18 protein-coding genes are annotated in these 14,893 nt (G+C 43.5%); 10 read left to right on the forward strand and 8 right to left on the reverse strand.

The genetic code is table 11. The features are described 5' to 3' along the window. Positions 1 to 6: 6 nt before the first annotated feature. Positions 7 to 861 (forward strand): arginase, encoded by an 855-nt coding sequence (locus HOP38_RS23435; RefSeq protein ID WP_088878816.1) that lies wholly within the window; start codon positions 7 to 9, stop codon positions 859 to 861. Between the two features lie 12 nt (positions 862 to 873). Here the strand turns inward: HOP38_RS23435 and HOP38_RS23440 are convergent, their stop codons facing one another. After that, positions 874 to 1,485, reverse strand: a complete 612-nt coding sequence (locus HOP38_RS23440) for a TetR/AcrR family transcriptional regulator (RefSeq protein ID WP_198559126.1) — start codon at positions 1,483 to 1,485, stop codon at positions 874 to 876. 153 nt (positions 1,486 to 1,638) lie between these two features. Between HOP38_RS23440 and HOP38_RS23445 the strand changes: the two genes are divergently transcribed. The 6 genes from HOP38_RS23445 (at position 1,639) to artM (ending at position 6,110) form a co-directional block, all read left to right on the forward strand. Continuing rightward, positions 1,639 to 2,694 carry an MBL fold metallo-hydrolase gene (locus tag HOP38_RS23445; RefSeq protein ID WP_198559127.1) on the forward strand — a complete coding sequence of 352 codons (1,056 nt, stop codon included), beginning with the start codon at positions 1,639 to 1,641 and terminating at the stop codon, positions 2,692 to 2,694. Continuing rightward, the gene (locus HOP38_RS23450) at positions 2,691 to 3,023 is read left to right on the forward strand and encodes a DUF5329 family protein (RefSeq protein WP_198559128.1); all 333 of its coding nucleotides are present in this window, start codon (positions 2,691 to 2,693) and stop codon (positions 3,021 to 3,023) included. Before HOP38_RS23445 ends, HOP38_RS23450 begins: the two co-directional genes overlap by 4 nt. 217 nt (positions 3,024 to 3,240) lie before the next feature. Beyond that, the gene (gene artP / locus HOP38_RS23455; protein WP_006074677.1) at positions 3,241 to 3,969 is read left to right on the forward strand and encodes an arginine ABC transporter ATP-binding protein ArtP; all 729 of its coding nucleotides are present in this window, start codon (positions 3,241 to 3,243) and stop codon (positions 3,967 to 3,969) included. A gap of 47 nt (positions 3,970 to 4,016) precedes the next feature. Continuing rightward, positions 4,017 to 4,748 carry an arginine ABC transporter substrate-binding protein gene (locus HOP38_RS23460; protein ID WP_006074676.1) on the forward strand — a complete coding sequence of 244 codons (732 nt, stop codon included), beginning with the start codon at positions 4,017 to 4,019 and terminating at the stop codon, positions 4,746 to 4,748. Between the two features lies 1 nt (position 4,749). Continuing rightward, positions 4,750 to 5,442, forward strand: a complete 693-nt coding sequence (artQ, locus tag HOP38_RS23465; protein ID WP_038227185.1) for an arginine ABC transporter permease ArtQ — start codon at positions 4,750 to 4,752, stop codon at positions 5,440 to 5,442. Then, positions 5,439 to 6,110 carry an arginine ABC transporter permease ArtM gene (gene artM, locus HOP38_RS23470; RefSeq protein WP_006074674.1) on the forward strand — a complete coding sequence of 224 codons (672 nt, stop codon included), beginning with the start codon at positions 5,439 to 5,441 and terminating at the stop codon, positions 6,108 to 6,110. The genes artQ and artM overlap by 4 nt, the downstream gene beginning before the upstream one ends. Before the next feature lie 55 nt (positions 6,111 to 6,165). On the opposite strand, the gene HOP38_RS23475 is transcribed toward artM, so the two are convergent. The 4 genes from HOP38_RS23475 to HOP38_RS23490 form a co-directional block, all read right to left on the reverse strand. Next, positions 6,166 to 6,633, reverse strand: coding sequence for a hypothetical protein (locus HOP38_RS23475; RefSeq protein WP_006074673.1), 468 nt, complete (start codon positions 6,631 to 6,633; stop codon positions 6,166 to 6,168). A gap of 108 nt (positions 6,634 to 6,741) precedes the next feature. Further along, positions 6,742 to 7,578 (reverse strand): MaoC/PaaZ C-terminal domain-containing protein, encoded by an 837-nt coding sequence (locus HOP38_RS23480; RefSeq protein ID WP_198559129.1) that lies wholly within the window; start codon positions 7,576 to 7,578, stop codon positions 6,742 to 6,744. Between the two features lie 116 nt (positions 7,579 to 7,694). Continuing rightward, positions 7,695 to 8,726: an NADP-dependent oxidoreductase gene (locus HOP38_RS23485; protein WP_198559130.1), complete on the reverse strand. Its 1,032-nt coding sequence runs from the start codon at positions 8,724 to 8,726 to the stop codon at positions 7,695 to 7,697. A gap of 95 nt (positions 8,727 to 8,821) precedes the next feature. Beyond that, the gene (locus tag HOP38_RS23490) at positions 8,822 to 9,409 is read right to left on the reverse strand and encodes a TetR/AcrR family transcriptional regulator (RefSeq protein ID WP_124941365.1); all 588 of its coding nucleotides are present in this window, start codon (positions 9,407 to 9,409) and stop codon (positions 8,822 to 8,824) included. A 175-nt stretch (positions 9,410 to 9,584) separates the two neighbouring features. On the opposite strand from HOP38_RS23490, the gene HOP38_RS23495 reads away from it, so the two are divergent. The 3 genes from HOP38_RS23495 (at position 9,585) to HOP38_RS23505 (ending at position 11,387) form a co-directional block, all read left to right on the forward strand. Then, entirely contained in the window at positions 9,585 to 9,740 is a 156-nt protein-coding gene (locus HOP38_RS23495; RefSeq protein ID WP_006074668.1) for a DUF3012 domain-containing protein, read from the forward strand. A 62-nt stretch (positions 9,741 to 9,802) separates the two neighbouring features. Further along, on the forward strand, positions 9,803 to 10,990 hold the full coding sequence (locus HOP38_RS23500) for a hypothetical protein (protein ID WP_198559131.1): 1,188 nt from the start codon (positions 9,803 to 9,805) through the stop codon (positions 10,988 to 10,990). A gap of 43 nt (positions 10,991 to 11,033) precedes the next feature. Beyond that, positions 11,034 to 11,387, forward strand: coding sequence for a RidA family protein (locus HOP38_RS23505; RefSeq protein ID WP_006074666.1), 354 nt, complete (start codon positions 11,034 to 11,036; stop codon positions 11,385 to 11,387). A gap of 95 nt (positions 11,388 to 11,482) precedes the next feature. Here HOP38_RS23505 and HOP38_RS23510 read toward each other — a convergent pair whose 3' ends face one another. From HOP38_RS23510 to HOP38_RS23520, 3 genes are read right to left on the reverse strand one after another with little or no spacing between them, the layout of a single operon-like run. Continuing rightward, positions 11,483 to 12,310, reverse strand: a complete 828-nt coding sequence (locus HOP38_RS23510; RefSeq protein WP_088878822.1) for a hypothetical protein — start codon at positions 12,308 to 12,310, stop codon at positions 11,483 to 11,485. Positions 12,311 to 12,362: 52 nt separating this feature from the next. Continuing rightward, entirely contained in the window at positions 12,363 to 13,511 is a 1,149-nt protein-coding gene (locus tag HOP38_RS23515; protein ID WP_198559132.1) for a zinc-binding dehydrogenase, read from the reverse strand. Between the two features lie 15 nt (positions 13,512 to 13,526). Further along, entirely contained in the window at positions 13,527 to 14,825 is a 1,299-nt protein-coding gene (locus HOP38_RS23520) for an MFS transporter (RefSeq protein WP_198559133.1), read from the reverse strand. Positions 14,826 to 14,893 lie beyond the last annotated feature (68 nt).

Genomic DNA, 14,893 nt, shown 5'->3' on the forward strand with positions numbered 1-14,893 from the left:
TTCATCATGCTCAACGTCTTCAAACAAATCTGGAAACGTCGTTATCATCCTGCTTTAGAGAGCCAACTTTCCGTATTCACGGTATCGGAAGCAATCAAGCCTATGAATAATGCCCAGTTTGAAGACGCTGACTCCCTCCTAGAAACCGCCTACGACTGGCTAAGCTCACAACAAAATTCTCATTCAATGAGAAAAATTGGCCATTATCCAATTCTAGGTAGTTACTGCTCCGAAAGACCTTACTTCGAAAGCCCAGTTGCAAAACGCGACTTCACCGGTCAGCTCAACCAACAACTTGCGGTTGGTGCAATGCCGCTCGTCATTACCAATTGCCACGAAACCTTGCTCGACATTATTCCCAATCTACTGATCGACAAAGATGAAATTGGTATTGTAAACATCAACGCAGAATTGCTACTCGATCAATGTCTTGATGTCACAGTCGGTTCAATGCTGCATTTCGCACTTAACAGATATAATGAGTGCCGCGCCTTTCATATCGGCATCGACAATAATCGCTGCAACAAAAAACAGTTAGAGTACGCGGAAGATATGGGATGTGATTGGCTTCTTTCAAATGAGGTGGTGTACAGAAATCGAGCAATGATCAAAGAGCAGCTTGCGCGATTTATCAGTCACTGCGACAGACTGGTTGTAACCATCGATCTACCTTCTATTTCGAGACACAACTCAAACCTAGAGAAGCACAAGCTCGATGTGGCTATGGTATTGCGAGTGCTACGTCAGTGTTTAGCTTCAGATAAGGTGCTATTAGTTCAGCTTGTGGGTGCTAAGGAACAACACATTTACTCTAAACCAACCCAGCTTCTTGTCCAAGAAACAGGGCTGTTCTTTTCCTAGATAAATCAATCGTTACACCTGATAGCGAGCCAAGAAGAGCTCGGCAGTAGACAACGCAAGTTGCTGAGCAACTTCGTCGGCCAATGTATCCGTCATTCCCATCAATTGTGGCCAAAAGCAACTACCTTTAATTAGGCTATGCAACTGAACGCTTGCCACACTAATATCTGGAATAGTCAGTTGTTGTTGATCATTCTTGTGCTCTAACCATTTGTATAAGGCAGTTTCTTGCTTCGACATTTTGTCCGCTTGAGCTTTCAGCTCCTCTGGTCGATAAAAGTAATGTCCAAACGCAACCTTCGACAAATCAATATAAGCAGGATTGTTCAAGATGCCTATCTCATGCGACAGTAAATAGACTAGCTGCTGTTTGAGATCCATCGACGCCAAAGGTTGCAAGTCAACATCCATCATAGATTGTCGCCACAAATCCGATAGCAAACTCATAACTAATACTTCTTTTGACTCGAAATGATTATATACCGTTCGTTTCGACACACCGGCCATCGCCGCGAGTTTATCCATACTAGTATTATGTACACCAAACTCGTGAAACGCGTGTTTAGCCGCTTCAATAATAGCCTCGCGCTTCATTTCGCTTCGCGTTTTTTTCTTTTCTGTCATTGGGTTACTCGACAACTCGAATTTTTCTTCCCGTATTTTACACTAATCAGTTTACTTTTCACATTTTAAAAGTAAACTACACTGTATAGTTTACAAAAGACTTCAGCTATCGATCTCATTACAGCCCGTCTTTTAATCGCGATAGGAAATATCATGAGAAAGTCACTAATCGCCTCAATAGGAGTTCTAGCAATGAGTACCACTGCCTTAACCGCTTGCAGCAACACAGAGAAAGACCCCGAGCGTTATCCAGATAAATACGTCAATACTGAGTTGGAATACCAATCGAGCTTTAGCGACATCGTTAAGATCATGAAGTCTTATTTCACCACTGAGCGCGATACCCCAACTCCGACCTTCGACTTACCTGTACATGTGATGACATCAGAACAATTGTTGAGTGAGCAACAAGATGTGGTTTATCGGCTTGGACATTCTAGCGTTATTATGAAGCTAGATGGCCAGTTGGTCATGGCAGATCCAGTTTTCAGCGATAGAGCATCTCCGGTGCAATGGGCTGGGCCTAAACGCTTTCATAAGACACCAATATCCCTAGAAGATTTACCGCAGATAGATGTGGTTATCATCAGTCACGACCATTACGACCACTTAGACAAAGCCTCAGTCAAAGCACTAGTAGATAAAGTTAATCACTTTGTTGTGCCACTAAAAGTAGGTGATTATCTTGTCAAATGGGGAGTACCTAAAAACAAGATTACCGAACTTGCATGGTGGGAATCGCATGAGGTCAACGGTATCACATATACCCTGACACCGACTCAGCATTTCTCTGGTCGTGGCTTAACGGACCGTGATTCTACCCTTTGGGGTAGCTGGGTCATTAACAGTCAACAAGCCAACGTGTTCTTTTCTGGAGACTCTGGTTACTTTGGAGGATTTGCTGAAATTGGCGAGAAATATGGGCCTTTTGATTTTACTATGATTGAAACTGGCGCCTACAACAAGTTGTGGTCACAAATCCACATGTTCCCTGAAGAAAGCGTGCAAGCCCATATCGACGTCAAAGGTAAGGTCATGATGCCTATTCACAACAGCACTTTTGATTTGTCCATGCACGATTGGCATGAACCGATGAACAGAGCTCTAGAGATAAGTCAGGAACGTGGTGTAACTATGGTCTCGCCAGAGATTGGACAGCGTTTGGAAATTCACAACCCAACGCCAGTTAAGCAATGGTGGAATCAATGAAGCTAATTCATTCACTTCTGATAGGTGGACTACTGATAGGCTCCAACGCCTTCGCCAATACTGAGGAAGATGTACGATATCTGATTAATCAAATGCGACAATCTGATTGCGACTTCATACGTAACGGTGATAGCCATAATGGTAAAGAAGCAGCAGAACACTTAACCCGAAAATGGAACTACGCTAAGGATGATGTAGCCTCCATTCAGGTGTTTGTTGAAAAAGTAGCGTCGAAAAGTTGGTTCACCGGAACACCCTACTACGTTATCTGCCAAGGTAAACAAACTACAAGTGCTGACTGGTTAACTCAGCAATTGAAACTGAAGTAATATTCTTTTGATTACTAGGCGTTTGGTTGAAAGCCAAGCGCTTTTCTTATACCCACTAGCCCTAAGATCCACCCTGACCCACACAATAGAGATGTCTACTTTTCAACCATAAATCGATACATAATTTTAACAATTAAAATTTTTATACATTTTTATTGCATAAATAACACTTCTGATAGTATAGTTCACACAATGATTTTTAATGCAGTAAATCAGCATGGGTATTCAAGCAAACAACCTCAATAAGTTCTACGGCACGACTCAAGTTTTGCACGATGTCAGCTTTCATTGCGGCAAGGGTGAAACCTTGGTTCTCTTAGGTCCGAGTGGTGCTGGTAAAAGCTCTCTACTTCGCTTGTTAAATTTGCTGGAAATGGCAGATGGCGGGGCGCTCAGTATTGCGAATAATGACTACGACTTCGATCAACAAGTATCTGAAAAACAAGGTTTAGCGCTTCGTAAGCAAGTCGGGATGGTTTTCCAACAGTATAACCTTTGGCCTCATATGACGGTAATGGAGAACTTAATTGAAGCGCCCACTAAGGTAGCAGGCGTCTCGAAAGAGCAAGCTACACAAGAAGCCTTAAAAATGCTTTCTACACTTCAACTCGCTGATAAAGCCGATGCGTGGCCACTACAACTATCAGGTGGTCAGCAACAGCGCGTTGCTATTGCAAGAGCATTGATGATGAAACCTGAAGTCTTGCTCTTTGACGAACCAACAGCAGCGCTTGATCCTGAAATCACAACTCAGATCGTCAATATTATCAACGAATTGAGTGAAACGGGCATCACTCAAGTGGTTGTTACACATGAAGTTGATTTTGCGAAGAAAATTGCCAGTCATGTTCTTTATCTCGAAAAAGGCCGAGTCATCGAACATGGCACAAAAGACGCATTTAAAAACCCAACTACTCAAGCTTTTGCTGACTACTTAACACACTAAATAACAATGGAGATTGCCTTCATCGCAATCTGACAAGGAGAATTATTATGAAAAAGATGTTACTTGCTTCACTGATTGGTCTGGCTTCTTACGGCGCAATGGCACAACAAGAAATTAAATTTGCCATGGAAGCGACTTACGCACCATTCGAATATGTCGATGAAAATAACCAGATCCAAGGTTTTGATGTCGACCTTGCTAACGCGCTATGTAAACAGATTGAAGCCAAATGTAGCTTCCATAACCAAGCATTTGATAGCTTAATTCCTGCACTTAAGTTCAAACGCTACGACGCAGCGATTTCTGGTATCGATATTACTGAGGCCCGTCAGCAACAGGTTAGCTTTACCAATGCTTATTACGACAACTCAGCGGCTTTCGTAGCGATGACAGGTAAGGTTGCGTCACAAGCAGCACTAGAAGGTAAGCGTGTAGGTGTTCAAAACGGTTCAACGCACCAAAGCTACCTATTAGAGCAAATGCCAGGCGTAACAGCCGTACCTTATGGCAGTTACCAAGATGCGTTTATCGATATGCAAAATGGTCGTATTGACTCTGTATTCGGTGACACGGCAGTTGTCGCAGAGTGGTTTAAGAAAGACGATAAACTGGCTTACGTTGGTGACCAAATTACTAACCAAAAATACTTTGGTAACGGCTTCGGCATCGCCGTAAACAAAGACAACCAAGCATTGGTTGACCAGCTAAATACAGCACTTAAAACAGTAAAAGAAAACGGCGAATACCAAGCTATTTTCGATAAGTACTTCGGTAATTAATATGGGTTTAACGGGTTACTCGGCGTCACTCGTACAAGCAAGTTGGGTAACCATCCAACTTGCTTTCGTCAGCCTTTTGGTTGGCTTAGTACTGGCGATCATTTTTGCTGGTGGCGAGATGTCTCGCCACAAAATCATCTCTTGGCCAACCACTGCAATCGTCACCATTATTCGTGGCTTGCCAGAACTTCTAGTCGTTCTGTTTATCTTCTTTGGTTCTACACAAGTCTTGTTTCTGATTACGGGAGATTTCATTGAGGTTAGCCCGTTCTTAGCTGGTGTCATCGCACTCTCGTTAATTTTTGCCTCTTATGCAGCACAAACCATTCGTGGAGCACTAAAAGCGGTACCCAGTGGTCAGCGTGAAGCTGGCAGTGCATTAGGCCTAAGTCGTGCACGTGTTTTCTTTAGAATAGTACTGCCACAAGCGGTTAAGCATGCCCTACCCGGACTTACCAACCAATGGCTCGTACTCTTAAAAGATACTGCTTTAGTCTCACTAATTGGCGTTACAGACTTAATGAAACAAGCACAATTAACCTCTGCGGCGACACATGAAGCGTTTACTTGGTATGCGACCGCAGCGGCGATTTATCTTGTCATCACATTGATTACTCAAAAAGCAGTAAAAGTACTAGATAAAAAGTTCTCCTCAAAAGAAATGGCCGTCGGTAGCAAAGGAGTCACAGCATGAATCAACAACATGTTTGGCAAATGGTCGATGGCTTGCAAACAAGCCTACAGCTCACTGTAGTAGCACTGATCGTAGGCTGCCTACTTGCGTTGCTGATGACGCTTAGCTTGATCCTTCGAACACCAGTAGTTCACTGGCTAACGCGTGGAATCATCACTCTTTTTACTGGTACACCATTATTGGTTCAGATCTTTCTGGTCTACTACGGGCCAGGGCAGTTTGAAGTCATTAGAGAAAGTTTTTTGTGGACATGGCTAAGCCAACCTTGGTTCTGTGCCATGCTTGCCCTTGCACTTAATACAGCGGCGTATAGTACTCAGCTATTTAAAGGTGCGTTCAATGCTATTCCATCAGGTCAATGGCAGGCATGTCGTGCGCTAGGGATGGATATGAAAGCAACGCTGCGTGTCTTGCTTCCGTTTGCGATTCGCAGAGCAATACCAGCTTACTCTAATGAAGTGATCTTAGTATTTAAAGGCACATCGCTGGCCAGTACCATCACCATTATGGATATTATGGGCTACGCACAGCGTATCAATGCTCAAACTTACGACACACTCGTCGTCTTCAGCGTGGCAGGGCTTTTCTATCTTGGGGTCAATGGCATTCTTACTTTGATATTCAGACAAGTTGAGAAAAAAGCTCTGGCTTTTGAAGCAGCACGCTAAATCCACTGGCGCTGAAAAAGATTAGCAGCTAAAAAAGTGGAGCAAGCGCTCCACTTTAAATCATTACTTTCATTGAGAATACCAACACATCAGTAAACAGGGCTGTCTCAAACCCCAGATGTTTATAATGTAATGTTAGAGTCGGAGCAAACACTGGAGTGATACCACCAAGTTGTACGCTGTTCTGCTCTTTTGTGTATCCGGTAATTCCCCCTATTCTTAAGCCAACTTTTGCCCAAGGGGTCCAGTCGAACTGAGGATGGTAAGACAAGATGTACGAACGCGTATCAAAACTGTTTAGTAGCGTAAATGCTTCCCATCTCTTGTAACGAACACCAACGATATAGTTATCCTGGTTTCTGCCCGTTGAGGTTAAGTGCTCAGTCCACCCTGCAAACGTGACGTCAACATTGCCTTTCCATTCATCAACCTGATGATTCTCTTCTTTGACAGAGTCTTCTGTCGCAAACACAGTAGAGCTAGTTGCGATAAGAACAATGAGTAAAGCGATGCGGCTTACCATACCAGTTTTTCCGAATACTATGTGGAGGGGTGCTATGCTACAAAAAGTCTGCTCGATTTATTGTCCGTTATTGTATGTTAATGTCGCCATTCTCAGTACTGACACAGACTATTTACATGTTTTGTTAGGCACCATCTCAATAAAGCATTTTCCTTCGCTGTTAATACATAGGATTTGTGCTTTATCTTGAACCACTTTTACGTCTGTCGGCATTAAGATAGGCTTCTTAAATACAAAGCCCACATGATGAATAGCAGTTGAGTCAGATTCAAATTTCAAAAGTTTTGCCACCATATACATCCCATGAATAATAGGCTTGTTAAATCCAAACAATTTAGCTGACCAACGAGCCAGATGGATTGGATTATAGTCTCCCGATAATTTTGCGTACTCTCGTGCTTGGCTGACGCTAACAGTAAACGTGGCTAGTTCAGGCAACGAGGTCGACAGCGCAGGGTTACTATTCTTGAATCTCACGTTTTTGCGTTTAGTCGGCATCAAATATCCAGATCGATACCTCGCAACCATCTGCCCTGAGCGGTAAAAAGCTCCATGTACTTCAAAACTCAATCCACGGTCAATTTTTTGCTCTGCCTGTAACTCCAATTGAAACTCGTAACTTTGTTCGCCGTCAAGCTCATCAAACTGCTCAAACTCTATAGAGGTATGAACTAACCCTAGAGGGCGAATAGAGGCATTTGGATGAGTGAACAGTTGCAATTGCTCATTTTGAGTGGCAACAAATAGAAACGGTAATGGTACGGAGCCTTTGCTAAAGCCGAAATAGTCCTTATAACGCTGAAGCTTTTCTGTATCAAAATGGAAATTTGAATTGGTTAGCGATAGCGGCCCAATACAAGTAATAGCATCGACATCGATCCTTTTCAGTAAGGCTTTGAATAGTAGAGTGGAATATCGACTGGAGCGAGAAGCATCAATGTGCATTGAAAATACCGTAAACGTGGCTGTTACTGATTAGGCCTAGTTTACCTTGTCTTGCTCCAATGAAATAGCGCCTCTCAAATGAGAGGCGCTAGATTATTTATCTGAATTCAGGTCGATTATTTCGGCTCATTCATCTTGATAACCAGCTTACCGAAGTTCTTACCTTCCAATAGGCCCATGAAAGCTTCTGGTGTATTTTCAAAACCATCAACTAGGTGTTCTTTGTACTTGATTTTACCTTCTGCAAGCCATTGTCCCATCTGAGTTGCAAACTCATCATAACGGTGTGCGTAGTCATCAAAAATGATGAAGCCTTGCATCTTGATCCGCTTAATAAGCAAAGTTGCTACCAACATTGACATACGATCAGGCCCTTCAGGTAGTGACGTTGCATTGTATTGAGAAATCAAACCACATACAGGGATGCGCGCACCCGTATTTAACAATGGCAACACCGCATCGAATACTTTACCACCAACGTTTTCGAAGTAGACATCGATGCCATCACCGCAAGCTTCAGCAAGTTGCTGCGCCAGGTCATCTGATTTATGGTCTAAACACTCATCAAAACCTAGTACCTCTTTTGCGTGCTGACACTTCTCGGCACCGCCCGCAATACCGACGACTTTGCAACCTTTAAGTTTCGCGATTTGACCTACCGTTGCACCAACTGGCCCAGTTGCGGCAGCCACAACCACAGTATCGCCCGCCTTAGGTTGACCAATATCCAAAAGGCCCATGTAAGCGGTAAAACCAGGCATACCCATTATACCAAGTGCAAATGAAGGATGACTTGGGTTCTTACCCAGTTTCACTAGCCCTTCACCATTAGAGATGGCGTAATCTTGCCATCCTGTATAAGCCAGAACCCAATCGCCTTGATCAAAGTTTTCATTGTTTGATTGCTCAACCTGACAAACCGTTGCGCCGACCATGACCTCATCCAAGGCAACCGGATCCGCATATGACTCTGCAGCACTCATTCGACCTCGCATGTAAGGGTCAAGAGACAGATAAATCGCTCTTAACAGCATTTCCCCATCTTTTGGCTCAGGAATTACCGCCGACTCCAAACGGAAGTTCTCATTTACCGGTGCACCCACAGGGCGTGAAGCTAAGACAATTCTTCGGTTATTTTCTTGTGACATCTTGATTCCCTTTTGTTCCTTTGCTTTTAATATTAGACCAGTCGTCTAGTTTTGTTTGATAAAAAAACCTGTTGTATAAACAGGTTATAAATTAATTATTTATGCTTTAACAGGTGCTCGGTCATTGATAGAGCTACCCTTAACTGTGCCGTGTCTTGGCTGAGCTTACTCAGCAGACTTGCACCTAACCATTGTTGGTAGACGGTACTGGCAGTGCTTAAGCTATCTTGAACAGTAATAGAGCCATCCTCGATACCTAACTCAATACACTTTGCAATTGCTGCAACGATTCGCTCCGCTCCAGTCAGTAGCTCCGAACGCATGGTTTCAGACAAATCAGAGACTTCAGCACCTAACTTAACTACTAAGCATTTATGTGCATTGCAGCGTCCCGATTCAACATCAAGCCAGCGATTGAAATAGCTCATTAAACGTTCATAACCGGTGCCGTTTTCACTACAGAACAGAGCTTCAATACGTTCCATATAGCCTTCAAAATAACAGGCAATCAAAACTTCTCCGAAGTGCTCTTTAGACTTAAAGTAATGATAAAACGACCCTTTCGGTACATCTGCTGCTCTCAATAACTCCGACAAACCCACCGCAGTAAAGCCTTTCGATAGTATTAACTGATACCCCACATCAAGGATATGCTGTCTTGTTTCGTTTGTTTTTGCATTCATGCCGCTACCATACAAACAATTAGACCAGTCGTCTAGTAATTTGTAATATCTTCATCTTCCACAGTTCGGTACAAACGAATTGTTACTGCAACCACAGTGACCCAAGCATGACTTACCTTTGTTTTTTGAGTTACAATCCCTTTCAATCTGACATCTTCAGAAAAACGAGGGAATGATGAAGAAAATTGTATTGATGTTTTTGCTCACTTTACCACTGATGGCTTGTACTGAAGTCGGCAGCGAAGCGTGGTGTAAAGACATGAAAGAGAAACCCAAAGGCGACTGGACAGCGAACGAAGCGAGTGATTACGCTAAACATTGTATCTTTTAGTCAATCTGACTGAACCAAAATAGCCTTAGATAGTCCCATTTAAAAAACAATGGGACTTCAAAATGATACGCTCACTTATTGTCACCTTAGCGTGGCTCTCCTTCTCTACTCATGCCGCAGTTAAGTATCAAATAACTACTCACGACGCCGACTCAAAGCAAGTTACGATTCAGGCGGATACCTCTGACATTGGAACATTCCAACTTTCCAAGCCACGAACCACCAGCTCGTCAGATGTCCCTGACATCCAGTGCCTCTCAAACAGTGGACAAAGTACAACCGTCAGTTTTGACTCTCCTATTTCCTGTCGCCAAATATCCTGGATTGTCAGATTTGAAGTAAAAACATCGGACGAATTTGAACCTGCACAACAAGTTAATACCTATGAGCCAAATGAAGGCTGGCACTTTTTGAGCGAATGGAACTCACTGCCCACCATTCAAGGGCAAGACATTGAAGTTTGCGACCCAAACAACGTCTGCAGCGCAATGCCTAACTCAGATCAGCCGCCTCTTTTTGTGGTTTGGGGTATGCCTTATGAGCGTATGAATATCGGTTCTTCTACCGTCGTAGTGAAAAGTAATGCCTTGCCACTGCTTAAATCTAACAGTTCATGGTTTCAAAACTTGACGCAACAATTAGATTATCTGAGCTCCGTCTTTAACGACAAACAACCGCATCAGTGGCAGCTCATCTATTTCTCTAAAGATAAAAGCCAACGCAATGTTTCAGGTGCGGCTGGATACAATATCCTCTTAAGCAATGTGCTCACTGACAAGGGAGCTTTTGCCAAGGACAGTATGTTTCATCTTGCAAAAGTGACAGCCCATGAGTCCATTCATTTCATGGGGTCTCGCTCATTACCCGTATGGGCAGAAGAGGGATTAGCTGAATATTACGCTATCAAACCCCTACAATTTACCGACTTGAGCAACAAACCTTCGCCCGTCGAAAATTGGGAAAAGGCATCGAAAGAGTTTCAGCACCTTGGAAATGTAGGATTGATAGAAGCGGGTAAAAAAGTATCCATCGAGAACGACATGCAATATTACCCGTTGTTTTATGTTAAAGGTCCCGCGTTCTGGCAGACGCTCGACGAGCAACTACAAGCGAATCAAAGCTCTCTCGATACACTCGTCCCATTGTTACAAACAGGCAACGACTTCAACCTTCCCGATGCCTTTGTAAACCATGTCATCGGTATTATAGGAAATGATAAGTGGCAGGAAATTAGCTTAGCCTACTTGTAACTTTAAAGTACAATACAACGTCTTTTTGATATGAGAAAAAACCATGACAATCAATAGAATAAACCCAAGTAAACGTTGGTCTGATATCACTGTATTTAATGGAATCGGTCACTTTGTGGAAGTCGCAGAAGCGGACACCTCTGCCGACGTTAAAGGTCAGACACAACAGATTTTCGAACAAGCAGAACAGATGTTGACGCAGATGAACAGCGATAAATCACGCATTCTATCTGCTACTATCTTTCTTACTGACTTTGCCAATTTTGATGCATTTAACGAAGTATGGGATGAATGGTTTGCTGAAGGCACTGCCCCAAGTCGAGCATGTGTGAAAGTTGAGCTCGCAGACCCTAACTTGCTGGTTGAGATTGCGTTTGTTGCAGCTGAGCGTCAGTAACTTGGCTCGAAATTGAATGCTCAAATAAACATAGTTGGCAAAAACGCCTGATGACGTTCATCAGGCGTTTTTAGTTTAGTCGTATGCCAAGCTGATTATTGAATCAAGTTAACGTAATCCAATGTATAAAACGGAACAGCAATCATAACCAACGACCAGACGACAAGGATGACATGAAGCACATCATTCTCAGAGAACCAGATTTTCTTCTGTTTCCAAAGAACCTCACCGATACCCATTTTCCAGTACTTATCATAGAAGTAGTAAGAGGCATAAATGAGTGCCCATGAAATCATGCATAACAAATCGTAAGTCGCGCCCGTTTTGATGTAGCTAACAGTATTGATGAAAATGAAAGCGATGAAGCTTGGCAAAGATGCGAACATCATAAACTCAAACGTGATGACCGACTTAGTTGCCGTAAACGCTCCCCAGAACGTAATAATGGTGTAGCCAACTGTCATTAATGCGGCATACCAAATGAAGATATCAAACCAAATTGACTCGGGAGGTATTGAGGAGTAGGCAATCGCAACTGTCATTGCATTCATACTAACTTGTTGGAAGATAAGATAGATCACTTCCCACCATGTCGTCCATGAACACTCTTCTCTGTGTTTGGCCTTAAGCTCATAACCGAATGCCTGATAACTGGTACCAGCGATGATCGCGCCAACACCCCAAAGGATCATCGAAATCCCCCACCAAATACGGGACATTTGACCATCTTGCATAACAAGGAATTGAACACCAACTAGCGTAACGATCACACCAAGTAAATATACCCAGAATGTTGATGAAGGCTGACTAATATCCAGCTCTTTACCAAGAAAATTGAATCGCACAAGCGGCTGCTCTTCCCCCCAGTTCTCCTTAGTCAAAGTTGGGTGTTTGAGCTCGTGAACTTTCTCAAAAATAGACATCTTAATTTCCTCTCAAAAAGGCCGAAGCATTGAGAGCCCCGGCCAGAATAAATTAATCTTCGTGGTCAGGGATAAGGACAAGCTTACCTACATGTTTGCGACTCTGAAGTTCCTCTTGAGCTTCAACGATGTGAGAAAGCGGGAATGTTTTAGAGAGCGCAGGTTTGATCTCGCCTTTTTCAATCGCTTCAATCAAACTTGGGAACACTGGTTCATCCCAACCAGTACAACCGATAAGCGTTAGATCTCGTAGATACATGGTGCGAAAATCAAGTTCTACTAAAGGTCCAGCAATCGCACCTGAAGATGCATAGCGGCCACCACGTTTCAGCATTTTTAGATTGTTTGCGAAGTTTTCGCCTGCAACGTTATCTATGATGATGTCTACCGACATTTCACCAAGAACCTCAAGTGCATGTCGGCCAAAATCAATCACTTCATCCGCACCATATGAACGTACACGTTCAATTTTATCTTCGCCTTCTGCAGCACCAATGACATACGCACCACGACGTTTCGCAAGTTGCACTACAGCAGAACCAACACCACCTGAAGCGCCCGCCACATAAACGCGGTCACCTGCTTTCACACCAGAACGTTGCACCATGTTTTCAGACGTGCCATACGCACACGGAATTGTGCCTAACTCAGCATCACTCCAGTCGCATTCCACAGGGAAGACTTCCGTTGCCGTTATTTTCACGTACTGAGCAAACGCGCCATCAAAATCAGAAGCCATCCAGATATTTTCTTTAGAATCGAAGCCTTCGTGACGAATACATGCGCGAATAAGTACACGTTTCCCGACCAAGTGTTGGTCAGCTTCATCCTTGGCTTCTACGACCAGACCTGCGCAGTCCGTGCCTTGAATAAATGGGAATGGCGTTTCTGCGTTCCAGCCACCGTCTTTCTCTTCAGCCGCATCACCAATCTCATGCTCATCGTCAGATAGGTTGTTCGTGCCTTGTGTCACCTTCTGTGAATACCAACCCAGTCGCGTGTTGATTTCGGTATTATTCACGCCAGCTGCAAGTACTTTAATAAGCACTTCGCCTTCACTGATAACCGGCATAGGAACATCTTTGTATTCCAGCATCTCGTAGCCACCATTGCCCATAGTGACCACTGCCTTCATTGTTTTGTCGCCTTCTTTAACTTCAAAACGATTCTTGTCTTTATTGATATGTAAATTAACTTTCATGTGTTTTCTCTCTAATCATGATGATGGCAGCTCAACGCTGCGAGCTTGTGTAGTTTTGGATTGGACTTCTGCTTTCTTAGTCATGTTATTGAACGCAATTGCGATGACAGCGCCAATAACGCCAAAGATCACAGTGACCACAAAGTAAGCGCGATAGCCGCCTTCGTTGCCGAACATGCTCCATAGGACACTGTTCATTTGAGGAATAAAAATGTCTGGTAGATAGCCAATTAGGCTGATAACACCGATTGCGGTACCAGTAAGTGCTGTAGGGATTTTTGCCTGACCAAGTAAAGACCAGTATGTGCCGCGAATAACATAGACAAACACCGCCGTTAGAAGCACTAGGCCGCCGATAACTGTAGTGCCCGCAGAGTTGGGAACCATGGCTAGCGAAAATAAACATATACAGGCTAGAATTGAGCCAGACGCAACCGTTGTAGCTTTGCCAATTTTATCTGCTAGGTAACCGCCTAAGAAGCCGCCAATTGGACGCATCCAAAGCACACCTACCATCATCGAACCTACCGTAACGGCACTCATTCCGAGGTTTGTCTGAAGGTGACCACCGTAGTAATAGGTTGACCAGAAAACCGTATAGCCACAGAAAATAATCAAACCTTGGAGCCAGACGAACTTATTGCGGATGATTTTAGATACATCAGCCATACGGAATTTTTCGTCTTCCCCAGTTTCTACATTGCGCTCTTCCGCTGGCTTTACAAACAAAGCCACCAGCACTGCAATAGCGACTAGCGCAATCACATACATGTAGATAACAGACTTCAGAGCGGTCTCTTTATCTGCCAGTGCAACACTTTCACCAAGTGTTGTCGTGAACAGAGCTAGAGCGATACTGCCCAGAGCTGCCTCGACTAGGCCGCGTCCTCCATCTAAGAAGCCAAAGAAACGACCTTCTTCTTCAGGTGTTGACAGCATTTTGGTGAGCTTCATATGAGCTGACCAAAAAGTAAGTACCGCGAAGATACCCCAAACAATAAAGCACCCTACTACGCCGCCAAATTCAGGTGTTTGAGCAAACCAAAAACCACCTGCCGCAGTACCTAAGCAACTTACGACCAATAATGATTTAGCACTGAACTTATCGCTCAATACCCCACTAGGGAAATAACCTGCGATAAATACCAAACCAAGAATGGAGTAAATATTGTTTAGGTCGGTAACACTCATTTGGAACACTTCAAGAATTGTTTCTTGATATTGCGCTTTTAAATAAACCAAGGGGAATACTGCCCCGGCGGCTAATATTACGAGCGCGAATTGGAAATATCGCGCCAAATTGGACTTGTTCATATTATTACCTTTTATTCATCGGTTATGAGCGTCAATTAGTCAGCACTAATTGACGCGTTTATTATTGG

Source organism: Vibrio mediterranei, from assembly GCF_013364395.1.
Lineage (GTDB): Bacteria > Pseudomonadota > Gammaproteobacteria > Enterobacterales > Vibrionaceae > Vibrio > Vibrio mediterranei.

Excerpts from the sequence above, each read along its gene's own strand:
- HOP38_RS23460 (WP_006074676.1), top strand. The coding sequence starts at position 4,017 with ATGAAAAAGATGTTACTTGCTTCACTGATTGGTCTGGCTTCTTACGGC.
- HOP38_RS23520 (WP_198559133.1), bottom strand. The coding sequence starts at position 14,825 with ATGAACAAGTCCAATTTGGCGCGATATTTCCAATTCGCGCTCGTAATA.
- artP (WP_006074677.1), top strand. The coding sequence starts at position 3,241 with ATGGGTATTCAAGCAAACAACCTCAATAAGTTCTACGGCACGACTCAA.
- HOP38_RS23450 (WP_198559128.1), top strand. The coding sequence starts at position 2,691 with ATGAAGCTAATTCATTCACTTCTGATAGGTGGACTACTGATAGGCTCC.
- artM (WP_006074674.1), top strand. The coding sequence starts at position 5,439 with ATGAATCAACAACATGTTTGGCAAATGGTCGATGGCTTGCAAACAAGC.
- HOP38_RS23500 (WP_198559131.1), top strand. The coding sequence starts at position 9,803 with ATGATACGCTCACTTATTGTCACCTTAGCGTGGCTCTCCTTCTCTACT.
- HOP38_RS23510 (WP_088878822.1), bottom strand. The coding sequence starts at position 12,310 with ATGTCTATTTTTGAGAAAGTTCACGAGCTCAAACACCCAACTTTGACT.
- HOP38_RS23485 (WP_198559130.1), bottom strand. The coding sequence starts at position 8,726 with ATGTCACAAGAAAATAACCGAAGAATTGTCTTAGCTTCACGCCCTGTG.
- artQ (WP_038227185.1), top strand. The coding sequence starts at position 4,750 with ATGGGTTTAACGGGTTACTCGGCGTCACTCGTACAAGCAAGTTGGGTA.
- HOP38_RS23440 (WP_198559126.1), bottom strand. The coding sequence starts at position 1,485 with ATGACAGAAAAGAAAAAAACGCGAAGCGAAATGAAGCGCGAGGCTATT.
- HOP38_RS23490 (WP_124941365.1), bottom strand. The coding sequence starts at position 9,409 with ATGAATGCAAAAACAAACGAAACAAGACAGCATATCCTTGATGTGGGG.
- HOP38_RS23505 (WP_006074666.1), top strand. The coding sequence starts at position 11,034 with ATGACAATCAATAGAATAAACCCAAGTAAACGTTGGTCTGATATCACT.
- HOP38_RS23445 (WP_198559127.1), top strand. The coding sequence starts at position 1,639 with ATGAGAAAGTCACTAATCGCCTCAATAGGAGTTCTAGCAATGAGTACC.
- HOP38_RS23480 (WP_198559129.1), bottom strand. The coding sequence starts at position 7,578 with ATGCACATTGATGCTTCTCGCTCCAGTCGATATTCCACTCTACTATTC.
- HOP38_RS23515 (WP_198559132.1), bottom strand. The coding sequence starts at position 13,511 with ATGAAAGTTAATTTACATATCAATAAAGACAAGAATCGTTTTGAAGTT.
- HOP38_RS23495 (WP_006074668.1), top strand. The coding sequence starts at position 9,585 with ATGAAGAAAATTGTATTGATGTTTTTGCTCACTTTACCACTGATGGCT.
- HOP38_RS23475 (WP_006074673.1), bottom strand. The coding sequence starts at position 6,633 with ATGGTAAGCCGCATCGCTTTACTCATTGTTCTTATCGCAACTAGCTCT.
- HOP38_RS23435 (WP_088878816.1), top strand. The coding sequence starts at position 7 with ATGCTCAACGTCTTCAAACAAATCTGGAAACGTCGTTATCATCCTGCT.